Origin of the sequence: Aquibium sp. A9E412 (assembly GCF_030398335.1) — a bacterium.
Lineage (GTDB): Bacteria > Pseudomonadota > Alphaproteobacteria > Rhizobiales > Rhizobiaceae > A9E412.
Window position 1 is genome coordinate 1 of sequence record NZ_JAOAOP010000084.1, and the last position, 14,359, is coordinate 14,359.

Annotated in this window: 11 protein-coding genes; 8 read left to right on the forward strand and 3 right to left on the reverse strand. The window is 72.5% G+C overall.

Annotated elements, in window-relative coordinates; translation table 11 throughout:
* Positions 1 to 1,288: dipeptide ABC transporter ATP-binding protein (locus N1F89_RS18825; RefSeq protein WP_290085967.1), on the forward strand; the 1,288-nt coding region annotated here is incomplete at its 5' end.
* Between the two features lie 166 nt (positions 1,289 to 1,454).
* Here the strand turns inward: N1F89_RS18825 and N1F89_RS18830 are convergent.
* Positions 1,455 to 1,880, reverse strand: a complete 426-nt coding sequence (locus N1F89_RS18830; RefSeq protein WP_290085968.1) for a hypothetical protein — start codon at positions 1,878 to 1,880, stop codon at positions 1,455 to 1,457.
* 98 nt (positions 1,881 to 1,978) lie between these two features.
* Here N1F89_RS18830 and N1F89_RS18835 point away from each other — a divergent pair, with 98 nt between their 5' ends.
* The 4 genes from N1F89_RS18835 (at position 1,979) to N1F89_RS18850 (ending at position 5,690) form a co-directional block, all read left to right on the forward strand.
* Positions 1,979 to 2,764 carry a TSUP family transporter gene (locus tag N1F89_RS18835; protein ID WP_290085969.1) on the forward strand — a complete coding sequence of 262 codons (786 nt, stop codon included), beginning with the start codon at positions 1,979 to 1,981 and terminating at the stop codon, positions 2,762 to 2,764.
* A 101-nt stretch (positions 2,765 to 2,865) separates the two neighbouring features.
* Positions 2,866 to 4,032, forward strand: a complete 1,167-nt coding sequence (locus N1F89_RS18840; RefSeq protein ID WP_290085970.1) for an isobutyryl-CoA dehydrogenase — start codon at positions 2,866 to 2,868, stop codon at positions 4,030 to 4,032.
* Between the two features lie 23 nt (positions 4,033 to 4,055).
* The gene (mmsB, locus tag N1F89_RS18845) at positions 4,056 to 4,958 is read left to right on the forward strand and encodes a 3-hydroxyisobutyrate dehydrogenase (protein ID WP_290085971.1); all 903 of its coding nucleotides are present in this window, start codon (positions 4,056 to 4,058) and stop codon (positions 4,956 to 4,958) included.
* A 342-nt stretch (positions 4,959 to 5,300) separates the two neighbouring features.
* Positions 5,301 to 5,690, forward strand: a complete 390-nt coding sequence (locus N1F89_RS18850) for a hypothetical protein (protein WP_290085972.1) — start codon at positions 5,301 to 5,303, stop codon at positions 5,688 to 5,690.
* Between the two features lie 25 nt (positions 5,691 to 5,715).
* Here the strand turns inward: N1F89_RS18850 and N1F89_RS18855 are convergent, their stop codons facing one another.
* Positions 5,716 to 6,126 carry a carboxymuconolactone decarboxylase family protein gene (locus N1F89_RS18855; RefSeq protein ID WP_290085973.1) on the reverse strand — a complete coding sequence of 137 codons (411 nt, stop codon included), beginning with the start codon at positions 6,124 to 6,126 and terminating at the stop codon, positions 5,716 to 5,718.
* A 25-nt stretch (positions 6,127 to 6,151) separates the two neighbouring features.
* Positions 6,152 to 7,549, reverse strand: a complete 1,398-nt coding sequence (locus tag N1F89_RS18860; protein WP_290085974.1) for an aminotransferase — start codon at positions 7,547 to 7,549, stop codon at positions 6,152 to 6,154.
* Positions 7,550 to 7,965: 416 nt separating this feature from the next.
* On the opposite strand from N1F89_RS18860, the gene N1F89_RS18865 reads away from it, so the two are divergent.
* The 3 genes from N1F89_RS18865 to N1F89_RS18875 all read left to right on the forward strand — a co-directional run bounded on the left by N1F89_RS18865 (position 7,966) and on the right by N1F89_RS18875 (position 13,616).
* Entirely contained in the window at positions 7,966 to 9,534 is a 1,569-nt protein-coding gene (locus tag N1F89_RS18865) for a trimethylamine methyltransferase family protein (RefSeq protein ID WP_290085975.1), read from the forward strand.
* 75 nt (positions 9,535 to 9,609) lie between these two features.
* Entirely contained in the window at positions 9,610 to 12,198 is a 2,589-nt protein-coding gene (locus N1F89_RS18870) for an FAD-dependent oxidoreductase (protein WP_290085976.1), read from the forward strand.
* Positions 12,199 to 12,248: 50 nt separating this feature from the next.
* Entirely contained in the window at positions 12,249 to 13,616 is a 1,368-nt protein-coding gene (locus N1F89_RS18875; protein WP_290085977.1) for a Xaa-Pro peptidase family protein, read from the forward strand.
* Positions 13,617 to 14,359: the final 743 nt, after the last annotated feature.

The following is a 14,359-nucleotide window of genomic DNA, read 5'->3' on the forward strand; positions in this document are numbered from 1 at the left end:
GGCGCGCGCCCGCGCCATGCTCGACCGGGTCGGCCTGCCGCCGGCGCAGTTCCCGCCGACGCGCTACCCGCACGAATTGTCCGGCGGCCAGCGCCAGCGCGTCGTCATCGCCATCGCCTGCGCGCTCAAGCCCAAGCTGCTGATCGCCGACGAGCCGACGACGGCGCTCGACGTGGTGCTGCAGGCGCAGATCCTCGACCTTCTGCGCGACCTGGTGGCGGAAAACCGCATGGGCCTCCTGCTCATCTCGCACGACCTGGCCGTCGTCGCCGACATGGCCGACCGGGTGGCGATCATGCGCCACGGCGCGGTGATGGAGACCGGCGAGACGGCGGCCACGCTGCGCGATCAGAAGCACCCCTACACGCGCCAGCTCGCCGAGGCCTCGATGCACGTGCCGGCGCGGCGCGCCGCGCCCATCCCCGCCGCGCCCGACCCTGCCGCCGACGCCACGCACGGCGCCCCGGAGCTGCTGCTCGCGCTCGACGGCGTGACGCGCGACTATCCCGGCCGGCGGCGCGGCCTGTTGGCGCGCGACGCCCCCTTCCGGGCGGTCGACGGCGTGTCGTTCGGCCTCACGCACGGCCACTCCATGGCGCTGGTCGGCCGCTCGGGCTGCGGCAAGTCGACGCTGGCGCGCATGATCCTCGCCCTCGACACGCCGAGCGCCGGCGAGATCCGCTTCATGGGCCGCGCCCACCACCACCTGTCGGAGGCCGAGCTGCGCCCGGCGCGGCGCAACATGCAGGTCGTCTTCCAGGACCCCTACGGCTCGTTCGACCCGCGCCACCGCGTCGAGCGCCTGGTCGCCGAGCCCTTGCACCTGCTCGACGAGCGGCCGACGCCGGCCGCCCGCCGCGACATGGTGGCCGCCGCGCTCGACGAGGTCGGGCTGGCGCCCGCCGACATGGACAAGTATCCGCACGAGTTCTCCGGCGGCCAGCGCCAGCGCATCTCGATCGCCCGCGCCATCATCACGCGGCCGCGGCTGATCGTCGCCGACGAGCCGGTGTCGGCGCTCGACGTGTCGATCCGCGCCCAGATCCTCGACCTGTTCGCCGACCTCAACGGCCGGCTCGGCGTCGCCTACCTGTTCATCACCCACGACCTGACGGTGGCGCGCGCCATCACCGACGAGGTGATGGTCATGCATGACGGGCGCATCGTGGAACGCGGCGCGACGGCCGAGGTGCTGCGCCATCCGCGCAGCGAGGCCGCCCGCCTGCTGGTCGAGGCCGCGCCCGATCTCGACCGCGCCATCCGGCACCGCCTGGCGCGCGCGCGATAGAGCGTTTCCAGGCGAAGTGGAAACCGGTTCGCCGTTCGAAAAACGCGTGAAAACAATGCGTTGGAGCCGATCTGCGAGTCCGTGAAGCGCAGAACGCCGCTGGCGCGCCAGCAGAGGACGCCCCGGTCCGCCGGCCGCAGGCGCGCCGCTGCCGGCTCCGTCCGGATCAGGCCGCGCCGGTCAGCCGTTCGGCCGGCAGGTCGAGCAGCGCGGCGAGCCGGCCGCACAGCCGCTTCCTGCGCCGCGCCAGCGCCGCGTCGGCCGCGCACAGCGCCAGCGCCCGGCGGCCGAGCGCGGTGCGCCGCTCGGCCGTCAGCCCGCCGAGATAGGCCGCCGCGCCGGCGGTGCCGCGCGCCGCCAGCCAGCCGTCGATCGCGGTAAGCGCGGTGTCGGCCTCCGCCGGCGCGAGCGCGAAGCCCGCCGCGGCCAGGCGCGCGAAGGCGGCCCGGCCGGCCGGCGTCAGCGCGTCGTCGTTGAGCGTCAGCCGCAGCAGCACGAGCAGCTCGGCCGCCAGCGCCGCCTCGCCGGCCGCGTCCGCCCGGCGCTGGCGCGCCAGCCCTTCCGTCAGCGGCAGCAGAACCTCCACCGTCATGCCCGACCTCGCCGAACCCGACCCGCCGGCGCCCGGCTTGCGCCGTGCCGGCGGGTGTGATCCAAGCGCAATTCCCTCTCGCGGGCAAATGCCGTCATATGTTCGACCTCTCGACCGAAGCGGTCCTGTTTCTCGTCATCGCCGCCTTCGCCGCCGGCTTTCTCGATTCCATCGCCGGCGGCGGCGGCCTCGTCACCGTGCCCGCGCTGCTCCTGGCCGGCTTCTCGCCGGTCGAATCGCTCGGCACCAACAAGCTGCAGTCGCTGTTCGGCACTGCCTCGGCGACCCTCGCCTACGCCGCAAGGGGCCATGTCTCGGTAAACAAACAGTTGCCCTTCGCGCTACTCGCCTTCGTCGCCGCGGCCGGCGGCGCGCTGATGGCCACCGTGCTGCCGGGCGACCTGCTGCGCACCATGCTGCCGCTGCTGCTCGTCGCCGTGGCGCTGTTCTTCGCCGTCAAGCCCGATCTCGGCGACGTCGACCGCGCCCGGCGCATCACGCCGCTCGCCTTCGGGCTCACCCTCGTGCCGGCGATCGGCTTCTACGACGGCGTCTTCGGTCCCGGCACCGGCTCCTTCTTCATGCTCGCCTTCGTCTCGCTGGCCGGCTTCGGCCTGCTCAAGGCCACCGCGCACACCAAGTTCCTCAACTTCGCCTCCAATCTCGGCGGCTTCGTGGCCTTCGCCCTGGTCGGCGCGGTCGCCTGGCAGATCGGCCTGCTGATGGGCGCGGCGCAGTTCGCCGGCGCGCGGCTCGGCGCCGGGCTCGCCATGCGCCGCGGCGCCGGCCTCATCAAGCCGCTGCTCGTCGTCGTGTGCGTGGCCCTGGCGGTGCGCCTGATGATGGACGACAGCCACCCGCTCAGGCTGTGGCTCGGTGTGTGAGCGTCGCGCACAGCCCCTGTGCGGGCGGGCGCATTGCGCGGGCGGTGCGATGCACTAAACTTGCGGCCGGCCGCGCAGCGGCCGCAGCGAGGGAGGCCGTCATGGACGCCGCAGTCGACAAGGGCACCGCTCAGTTCGACCTCAACGAGGACCAGCGCGCCATCCGCGAGATGGCCGAGGCCTTCGCCGCCGACCGCGTCGCGCCGCACGCGCTCGACTGGGACCGCGAGCGCCACTTCCCGGCCGACGTGATCCGCGAGACCGGGCCGCTCGGCCTCGGCGGCATCTATGTCGGCGAGGACGTCGGCGGCTCCGGCCTCGGCCGGCTCGAGGCGGTGCTGGTGTTCGAGGCGCTGGCCGCCGCCTGCCCCGGCTTCTCCTCCTTCATCTCGATCCACAACATGGCCGCCTGGATGATCGACAGCTTCGGCGACGACGCGCAGCGTCGCCGCTTCCTGCCCCGGCTGACGACCATGGAGTGGCTGGCCAGCTACTGCCTGACGGAGCCCGGCTCGGGCTCCGACGCCGCGGCGCTGAAGACGCGCGCCGAGCGCAAGGGCGACCACTACGTGCTCAACGGCGTCAAGCAGTTCATCTCCGGCGCCGGCGCCTCCGACCTCTACGTCGTCATGGCGCGCACCGGCGAGGACGGCCCGCACGGCGTGTCGAGCCTCGTCGTGCCGGGCGATGCGCCGGGGCTCGCCTTCGGCAGCCTGGAGAACAAGATGGGCTGGCACATGCAGCCCACCCGCCAGGTGATCTTCGAGAACTGCCGGGTGCCGGCCGAGAACCGCCTCGCCGAGGAGGGCGCCGGCTTCCGCATCGCCATGGCCGGGCTCGACGGCGGCCGGCTCAACATCGCCGCCTGCTCGCTCGGCGGCGCGCAGGCGGCGCTCGACAAGGCGCTCGGCTATGCCGGCGAGCGGCAGGCCTTCGGCAAGACGCTCGACCGCTTCCAGGCGCTGCAGTTCAAGCTCGCCGACATGGAAACGGCGCTGAACGCCTCGCGCATGCTGCTCTACACCGCCGCCGCCCGGCTCGACGCCGGCGCGCCGGACGCCGGCAAGTGGTCGGCGATGGCCAAGCGCTTCGTCACCGATGCCTGCTTCGACGTCGCCAACGACGCGCTGCAGCTGCACGGCGGCTACGGCTATCTGCACGACTACGGCATCGAGAAGCTGGTCCGCGATCTGCGCGTCCACCAGATCCTGGAGGGCACCAACGAGATCATGCGCCTGATCGTGGCGCGCCACATGGTCGGCCGCTGAGGCGGCCGCAGGGGGAGACGAGCATGACCACCATCGCCTTCATCGGCCTCGGCAACATGGGCAACCCGATGGCCGCCAATCTGGTCGAGGCCGGCCATGCGGTGCAGGGCTTCGACCTGGTGCCGGACAATCTGAAGACGGCGGGCGACAACGGCGTCACCGTGATGGCCAGCGCGCCGGCGGCGGTGAAGGGCGCCGACGTGGTGATCACCATGCTGCCGGCCGGCAGCCACGTGCTTTCGGTCTATGCCGAGGTGGCGCCGGCGGCCGAGCGCGGCGCGCTGTTCATCGATTCCTCGACCATCGACGTCGACTCCGCGCGCCGCGCCCACGCCCTCGCCGCCGAGCACGGCCTGCAGTCGGTCGACGCGCCGGTGTCGGGCGGCGTCGGCGGCGCGGAGGCCGGCACGCTCACCTTCATGGCCGGCGGCAGCGCGGAGGCCTTCGCCCGCGCCCGGCCGATCCTCGAGCCGATGGCCGGCCGCGTGGTGCATTGCGGCGACGGCGGCGCCGGCCAGGCGGCCAAGATCTGCAACAACATGATCCTCGGCATCTCGATGATCGGCGTCGGCGAGGCCTTCGTGCTGGCCGAGAAGCTCGGCCTGTCGCACCAGGCGCTGTTCGACGTCGCCTCCACCGCCTCCGGCCAGTGCTGGTCGCTGACGAGCTACTGCCCGGTGCCGGGCCCCGTGCCCGCCTCGCCGGCCAACCGCGACTACAAGCCGGGCTTCGCCGCCGGGCTGATGCTCAAGGACCTGCGGCTCGCCCAGGAGGCCGCGCAGGGCGCCGGCGCCGCGACCCCGCTCGGCGCCGAGGCCGCCCAGCTCTACGCGCTGTTCGACGCCATGGGCCATGGCGGCAAGGACTTCTCCGCCATCATCACCTTCCTGCGCGGCCAGGCCGGCCAGGCCGGCCGGGCCGGATGACGCTGCGTCAGCCCCGTCGACGAGAAAAATGCCAAATTTACCGACGCTTAAGCACTCGCTAACCGCCCGGTAACGATGTCCGGCTAGAACGGTTGGCGAGGCGGCGCTCGGCACCGTCCAGCGGCTCCGGATCAGGTCTCGCGTCCCGGAGCCGGTAAACCTTCGCCCGCGTGGCGTTCGGCGAAGGGCCATGCGTTTCTGGCAAACCGCGTCCTCCCCGCCCGGAGAACGCGGTCTTGCCCGTTGCGCATTTCTCCGCTCCCCTTGACGCCGATCAACGACCGCGCGCGCCGGACGCGGCATGCCGGTTTGCGTTGGGACAGGCATCAAAGGGGCTTTCGCATGACCACACGACGTCATCTCCTCGCCGCCGCGCTGATCGGCGCCGCGCTTGCGCTGCCGGCCGGCGGCGCGCTGGCCGACCAGTATCTCGGCTCCTACGTGGCGCGGCTGTCGTGGGACGATCATCACGCCAGCGACGGCTACCGGCTCGACACCGCCGCCCAGGTGGTGCGCCAGGACCGCGCCAACGTGCACCGCTTCGGCATCGTCGACCGCGAGGACCAGGACGATCCGTGGTTCCGCTCGGCCAATGCGCGGGCGCGGCTGGAATCGATGCTCAACCGGCCGAGCGCGATGAGCGACCGCACGCGCCGCGCCATCATGCGCGGCGAGCCGCTGGTCGAGGTCGAGGTCTACCGCTCCAGCGTGCGCGTGCAGCTCCTGCGCTGACGCGCACGCCGGCGGCGCCGGCCGCTCAGCCCTCCGGCACGAAGGCCGCGTCGACCGGCGGGCGCAGCCCGTTGGCCAGCCGGTTGGTCTCGTTGGCCATGCCGACGACGGCCATCAGCTCCATGAGCTGCGCGTCCGTCATGCCCTTGGCGCGGGCGGCCGCCGTGTGCGAGTAGGTGCAGTACGCGCAGCCATTGGTGGCCGACACCGCGACGTAGATCATCTCCTTGACGAGCGGATCGAGCGCGCCGGGCGCCATCACCGCGCGCACGCTCTGCCAGGTGCGCTCGAGCAGCGCCGGGTCGTGCGCCAGCACCTTCCAGAAGTTGTTGATCCAGTCGGTGCCGCGGGTGCGCATGATGTCGTCGTAGACGGCGCGCACCTGCGGCCCGGCCTGCGCATACTCGACCAGCGGCACGAGCGGCGTGTCGGTCATGGCCCGGTTCCTCCCTGTCGTGCGGTCACGAGGCGGCAGCGGCGGCCGCGCCGCCAAGCCGGCCGTGCGCGGCGTCGAGCGCGGCGCGGATGCGCTCGCAGGCGATGTCGATCTCCTGATGCGTCCAGATCAGCGGCGGCGACAGGATCATCGTGTCGCCGACGGCGCGCAGCATCAGCCCGGCCTCGATCGCCGCGTCGCGCACGGCCACGCCCGCTGCCCCCTCGCCGGCGAAACGCCGGCGCGTCGCCTTGTCGGCGACGATCTCGATCGCCGCCATCAGCCCGAAGGCGCGCACCTCGCCGACGATCGGATGGCCGGCGATGCGCTCGGCGAGCGCGTCGGCGAGATAGGGCCCGGTGTCCGCGGCGACCCGCTCGACCAGCCCCTCGCGCTCGATGATCTCGATGTTGCGCAGCGCCACCGCGCAGGCGACGGGATGGCCGGAATAGGTGTAGCCGTGGAAGAACTCGCCGCCCTTGTCGACCAGCGTGGCGGCGATGCGCTCGCCGACGAGCAGCGCCGACAGCGGCTGGTAGCCGGACGTCAGCGCCTTGGCCGTCGTCATCGTGTCGGGCTCGATGCCGAGCCGCTCGGCGGCGAACCAGGCGCCGGTGCGGCCGTAGCCGGTGATGACCTCGTCGAGCATCAGGAGCACGTCGTGCTTGCGGCAGATCCGCTGCACCTCGGGCCAGTAGCTGTCGGGCGGGATCTTGACGCCGCCCGCCCCCATCACCGGCTCGCCGATGAAGGCGGCGACGGTGTCGGGCCCGGCCTCGAGGATCGCGTCCTCCACCGCGCGCGCCGCGCGCAGGCCGAAATCGTGCTCGCTCTCGTCCGCCCGCTTCAGCTCGAAGGCATAGGGCGGCATGACGTGCGCGATGTTGGGCACCGCGCCGTGCAGCTGGCCGTGCATGGCCGCCATGCCGCCGAGCGAGGCGGCGGCGATGGTCGAGCCGTGATAGGCGTGCTGGCGCGAGATGACCCGGTTCTTCTCCGGCCTGCCCTCGAGCGCCCAGTAGTGGCGCACCAGCCGCAGCGCCGTGTCGTTCGCCTCCGAGCCGGACGAGCCGTAGAACACCTGGCGCATGCCGGGCGGCGCGATCTCGGCGATCTTGCGCGCCAGCAGCACCGGGCTCGGCGTCGTGCAGCGGAAGAAGGAGTTGTAGTAGGGCAGCTCCAGCATCTGCTGGTAGGCGACCTCGGCGAGCTCGCGGCGGCCGTAGCCGACGTTGACGCACCACAGGCCGGCCATCGCGTCGAGGATCGCCTCGCCCTCAGTGTCGTAGACATAGGCGCCTTCCGCGCGCGCGATGATGCGCGCGCCGGCGGCCCGCAGGTCCTTGTGGTCGGTGAACGGGTGGAGATGATGCGCGGCATCCATCTCCTGCATCTGCTTCAGGGAAAAGTTCTGATAGGTCATAAGCTTGGCGCCTTTTGTCGACTCCGTTTCTCCGGCCGTGGCCGGGGCGGGGTCAGGCCGGCGGCGGCGAATAGCCGATGCGCGCGCACAGCCGCAGGAGCTCGGTGTGCCGGGTGCGCGCGGAGGGTTTCACGGCCGGCTGCCGCGCCCGCGCATGGGAGAGGAACTGCGCCATGCCGCCAGTCTAGAGCATGTTGCGGCCGGTTGTCACCGAGGCCTGTCGTCGTGTTGCGGCGCGGCGACAGGCGCGGCCCGCGCCGCGGCATGTCGATTCTCTGGCGCTCGGCGTCGTCGCCCGCGTGTCGCCGCCTGCCGGCGCCGGCCATCATGAGCCGCGCCGGGCGCTGCCGCCCGGCCCGCCGGCCGCTGCGGCATCAGCCGCGGCGGCGCGGCGCCAAGCGGGAGGACCGGCCGGCATGACGCATCACGCTTCGCTCACCGAGGCGCCGCCGCAGGGCCGCCGCGGCGGCCGCGCCGGCAAGCGCACGGGCGGCACCAGCGCCTTCGAGCAGCCCCCCTTCCGGGCGCTGCGCCTGCCCTTCGCGCCCACCGCCATCGTGTCGGACGACGAGCTCGAGGCGATCCACCGCGCCTCGCTGCGGGTGCTGCAGGAGATCGGCCTCGACGTGCTGCACGACGAGGCGCGCGCCATCATGCGGCGTGCCGGCGCCGATGTGCGCGTCGGCTCGGACCGCGTGCGCTTCGACGCCGCGCTGATCGACGAATGGATGGCGCACTGCCCGTCCGAGTTCACCCTGCACGCCCGCAACCCGGCGCACAACGTGCGCTTCGGCGGCGACGCGGTGGTCTTCGCGCAGATGGCCTCGGCGCCCAACTGCTCCGACGCCGACCGCGGCCGCCGGCCGGGCAACCAGGCGGATTTCCGCAACTTCCTGAAGCTCGCCCAGATGCACAACATCATCCATCTGACGGGCGGCTATCCGGTCGAGCCGATCGACATCCATCCCGCCATCCGCCACCTGGAATGCCTGCGCGACATCGCCACGCTGACCGACAAGGCCTTCCACGTCTATTCGCTCGGCCGCGAGCGCAACGTCGACGGCATGGAGATCGCCCGCCTGGCGCGCGGCGTCAGCCACGAGCAGTTCGCCGCCGAGCCGTCCTGCTTTTCCGTCATCAACACCAACTCGCCGCTCAAGCTCGACGTGCCGATGATGGAGGGCATCATCCAGATGGCCGGCCGCGGCCAGCCGGTCATCATCACCCCGTTCACGCTGGCCGGCGCCATGGCCCCGGTCACCATCGCCGGCGCCACGGTGCAGCAGAACGCCGAGGCGCTGGCCGGCCTCGTCTTCGCCCAGATGGTGCGGCCGGGCACGCCGGTCGGCTATGGCGGCTTCACCTCCAATGTCGACATGCGCTCCGGCGCGCCCGCCTTCGGCACGCCGGAATACATGAAGGCGCAGCTTCTCGGCGGCCAGCTCGCGCGGCGCTACCGCGTGCCCTACCGCACCTCCAACGTGTGCGCGGCCAACACGGTCGACGCCCAGGCCGCCTACGAGAGCACCTTCGCGCTGTGGGGCGCCATCCAGGGCGGCGGCAACTTCGTCAAGCATGCCGCCGGCTGGCTCGAGGGCGGGCTGCGCTGCTCCTACGAGAAGTTCATCCTCGACATCGACCTGCTGCAGATGGTGGCCGAGTTCCTCGCCCCGCTCGACCTGTCTGAGGACGCGCTGGCCGTCGAGGCGATCGCCGCCGTCGGCCCGGGCGGCCACTTCTTCGGCTCGCCGCACACCCAGGCGCGCTACAAGACCGCCTTCTACGCGCCGGTGCTGTCGGACTGGCGCAACTTCGAGAGCTGGGACCAGGCCGGCGCGCCGACCACCATCGAGCACGCCAACCGGGTGTGGAAGCAGCGGCTGGAGAGCTACGAGACGCCCGGCATGGACCCCGCCCTGCGCGAGGCGATCGACGACTTCGTCGACCGGCGCATCGCCGAGGGCGGCGCGCCGACGGATTTCTGAGCCGATGCGCCGGCGGCCACCGGACTCGCCACGTCAACACCCTGAATCGCTGTCATCAAGGACGGGCCCAACCCCATGAAATCCCACGCAAAGGCGGTCGTCATTGGCGGCGGCGTCGTCGGCTGCTCCGTGCTCTATCACCTGGCCCGCGCCGGCTGGACCGACCTCGTGCTGATCGAGCGCTCCGAGCTCACCTCCGGCTCCTCCTGGCATGCGGCGGGCGGCTTCCACACGCTCAACGGCGACCCCAACGTGGCCCGCCTGCAGGCCTACACCGTCAGGCTCTACGACGAGATCGAGGCGCTGTCGGGCCAGTCCTGCGGGCTGCACCTGACCGGCGGCGTGATGCTGGCCGATACGCCCGAGCGCATGGACTTCCTGCGCCTGGCGCACGCCAAGGGCCGCTATCTCGGCATGGAGACCGAGCTCATCACCCCGTCCGAGGCGAAGGCGATGTTCCCGCTGATGGACGAGCGCCACTTCGTCGGCGCGCTGTGGGACCCGGTCGAGGGCCATCTCGACCCCTCCGGCACCACGCACGCCTATGCAAAGGCGGCGCGCCGGCTCGGCGCCGAGATCGTGCTCAGGAACCGCGTCACCGGGCTGGCGCAGGCGCCCGACGGCACCTGGAGCGTGACCACCGAGCAGGGCACGGTGAAGGCCGAGCACGTGGTCAATGCCGGCGGCCTGTGGGCGCGCGAGGTCGGCCGCATGGTCGGCCTCGAACTGCCGCTCTTGGCCATGGAGCACATGTACCTGCTCACCGAGCCGATGCCCGAGGTCGCCGCCTTCAACCGCGAGACCGGCCGCGAGCTGATCGGCGTCATCGACTTCAAGGGCGAGATCTACACCCGCCAGGAGCGCGACGGCATCCTGCTCGGCACCTACGAGAAGGCCTGCCGGCCGTGGTCGCCGCACACCACGCCGTGGGATTTCGGCCACGAGCTGCTGGCGCCCGACCTCGACCGCATCGCGCCCTCGCTCGAGGTCGGCTTCCGCCACTTCCCGGCGCTCGAGACGGCCGGCATCAAGCAGGTCATCAACGGCCCCTTCACCTTCGCGCCGGACGGCAACCCGCTGGTCGGCCCGGTGCCGGGACTGACCAATTTCTGGTGCGCCTGCGCGGTGATGGCCGGCTTCAGCCAGGGCGGCGGCGTCGGCCTGGCGCTCGCCAACTGGATGGTCGACGGCGATCCCGGCTTCGACGTGTGGGGCATGGACGTGGCGCGCTTCGGCGAGTGGGCGACGCCGCGCTACACCAATGCCAAGGTGCGCGAGAACTATTCGCGCCGCTTCTCGATCCGCTTTCCCAACGAGGAGCTGCCGGCCGCGCGACCGCAGCAGACGACGCCGCTCTACGACGTCATGCGGCGCGACAACAACGCGGTGATGGGCGATTCCTGGGGCCTGGAGACGCCGCTGTGGTTCGCCCCGCCCGGCACCGAGGCGCGCGACGTCGTCTCCTTCCACCGCTCCAACGACTTCCCCCATGTCGGCGCGGAGGTGCGCGCCGTGCGCGAGCGCGTCGGCGTCACCGAGATCGCCAACTTCGCCAAATATGCGGTCTCCGGCCCCGGCGCGGAGGCCTTTTTGTCGCGGCTGATGACCAACACCATGCCGCGCGCGGGCCGCATCGTGCTGACCCCGATGCTCAACGCCTCCGGCAAGCTGATCGGCGACTTCACCATCGCCCGGGCGGCCGACGAGCGCTTCCTTCTGTGGGGCTCGTCGGCCGCAGCGCGCTACCACATGCGCTGGTTCGAGAGCCACCTGCCGGCCGACGGCTCGGTGCGCCTGCACCGCTTCGACCAGACGCTGGTCGGCCTGTCGATCGCCGGTCCGCAGAGCCGCGCGGTGCTGCAGGCGCTGGCCGACGAGGACGTCTCGGCGGCCGCCTTCCGCTTCATGGACTTTCGCGAGATGGACGTCGCCGGCGCGCCCTGCCTGGTCAACCGCATCAGCTACACCGGCGATCTCGGCTACGAGATCTGGATGCAGCCGGCCTATCAGCGCGTCGTCTACGACGCCATCAAGCGGGCGGGCGCGGACCACGGCATCGTCGATTTCGGCATGCGGGCGCTGCTGTCGATGCGGCTGGAGAAGAACTTCCCCACCTGGTTCCGCGAGCTGCGGCCGATCTACGGCCCGTTCGAGGCGGCGATGGAGCGCTTCGTCAAGCTGGAGAAGAACGACTTCATCGGCCGCGAGGCGGCCGCCCGCGAGAAGGCCGACGGGCCGAAGCTGCGCCGCGTCTCCTTCCTGGTCGAGGCGGAGGACGCCGACGTGATGGGCGACGAGCCGATCTGGGCGCGCGTCGGCGACACCGACCACGGCACGGTCGAGCCGCCGCACGGCTACGGCGCGCCGCGTTTCGGCCCGACCGGCGCGCCGGTCGCCGGCAACGGGGCGGCGCGCGCCGACCCGCGCGACGCCGCCGGCATCCGCGGCATCGTCGACGGCGACTGGCGCGTCGTCGGCTGGGTGACCTCGGGCGGCTACGCCCACTTCGTCGACCGCTCGATGGCGCAGGGCTACGTGCCGGCCGCGCTCGCCGAGACGGCCGAAGACGGGCTGTTCGAGATCGAGATCCTCGGCCGGCGCTGCCCGGCGCGCCTCGCGCTCGAGCCGCCCTTCGACCCGGCCGGCCTGCGCATGCGCGCCTGACGGGCGCAGGGAGGGGCAGCAGGGTCGGCAGCAGCAGGAGGACGGCAACGATGGATGCGCGCGACACGCACGGCTTCGGCCGCCACCGCAAGATCATGCCCTTCGCGCCGGGCGGCGGCGCGCCGGCCGACCAGGCGGCGCTGGAGGCGGCCGCGCGCGCCAAGGCGGCCGCGCTCAACGCCCACCTCATCGGCCATGGCGCGCTGGCCGAGGCGGAGTGGCGCGCCGCCGGTCTGGCCGCGCCCGACCTGCCGGCGATGCGCGCCTACCGGCTCGCGCGCATCCGCGCCGAGCTCGCCCGGCACGACTGCGCCGGGCTGATCGTCTACGACCCGGTCAACATCCGCTACGCCACCGATTCGACCAACATGCAGCTCTGGGTGATGCACAACGCCACCCGCTTCTGCTTCGTCGCTACCGACGGGCCGGTGATCCTCTACGACTACCATCACAGCGAGCACCTGTCCGACCACACCGGCGTGGTCGACGTCGTGCGGCCCTGCCTGTCCACCGTCTTCATGTATGCCGGCGACCTGGTGCCGGCGCGGCTTGCCCGCTGGGCCGACGAGCTGGCCGCGCTCGTCGCCGAATGCGGCGGCGCCAACCGGCGCGTGGCCGTCGACCACCTGCCGGTCGGCGGCGAGGCGGCGCTCGCCGCGCGCGGGCTGACGCTGCTCGACGGCCAGGCGATCGTCGAGCGCGCCCGCACGGTCAAGTCGCCCGACGAGATCCTGTGCATGCGCCGCGCCGTGCATGCCTGCGAGCGGGCAATGGCCGACATGCACGCCGCGCTCGCCCCCGGCATCAGCGAGACCGAGTTGTGGGCCGAGCTGCACCGCGGCAACATCGCGCGCGGCGGCGAATGGATCGAGACGCGGCTGCTCGCCTCCGGCCCGCGCACCAACCCGTGGTTCCAGGAGTGCGCGGCGCGGCCGGTCGAGGCCGGCGACCTCGTCGCCTTCGACACCGACCTGATCGGCCCCTACGGCTTCTGCGCCGACATCTCGCGCACCTGGCTCGCCGGCGACGGCCCGGCCGGCGACGAGCAGCGCACGCTCTACCGCATCGCCCGCGAGCAGGTCGCGCACAACGCCGCGCTGCTCAAGCCCGGCATCGCCTTGCGCGAGCTGTGGCAGACCGCGCGGCTGTTGCCCGACGACTGCATGGCCAACCGCTACGGCTGCCTCTACCACGGCGTCGGCCTGTGCGACGAGTATCCGACGATCCCCTACCCGCAGGACGTGGCGGCCGACACGCCGGGCGACGACGTGCTGTTGCCCGGCATGGTGATCTGCGTGGAAAGCTACACCGGCCGCCTCGGCGGCCGCGAGGGCGTCAAGCTGGAGGACCAGTACCTGATCACCGAGACCGGCGCGGAATGCCTCTCCGCCTATCCGCACGACCCCCGGCTGTGCTGATCCCCGCCCCGCCCCGCCGACACCACGCAACCGCCCCCTTCTCCCCGGACGCGACGCAACCGCCCCCTTCTCCCCGCAAGCGGAGACCGACCCGCCCCGCCCCCTTCTCCCCGCGAGCGGGGAGAAGGCGAGGTCGCGCGCATCTTCGCCGACGTGCTGCCGGCCGCCGGCATGAAGGCGACACGCCCGCCGCCCCCTTCTCCCCGCGAGCGGAGAGAAGGTGCCCCGAAGGGGCGGATGAGGGGCAGCGCCGGCATCTCCGCCCACACCCGCCTCACCCAAGCTTCCGCCCGGCCCGACGCACCCCGCCGCTTGCCCCTCACCCTGCCCTCTCCCCGCAGGCGGGGAGAGGGTGAGGCCGCGCATCTTCGCCGACGTACTGCCCGGCCGCCGGCATGAAGGCGACACGCCAACCGCCGCCTTCTCCCCGCAAGCGGGGAGAGGGAGCGGCCGCGCGTCTTCGTCGACGTGCTCCCGGCCGCCGGCATGAAGGCGCCCCGCCCGCCGCCCCCTTCTCCCCGCAAGCGGGGAGAAGGTGCCCCGAAGGGGCGGATGAGGGGCAGCGCCGGCGTTGGCCGCGACGGCACTGCCATCCCTGCGAAAACCCCGCGCCGCCGCCACCCCGCCGCTGCCCCTCACCCTGCCCTCTCCCCGCAAGCGGGGAGAGGGTGAGGCCGCGCATCTTCGCCGACGTGCTGCCGACCGCCGGCATGAAGGCGCCCCGCCCGCCGCCCCCTTCTCCC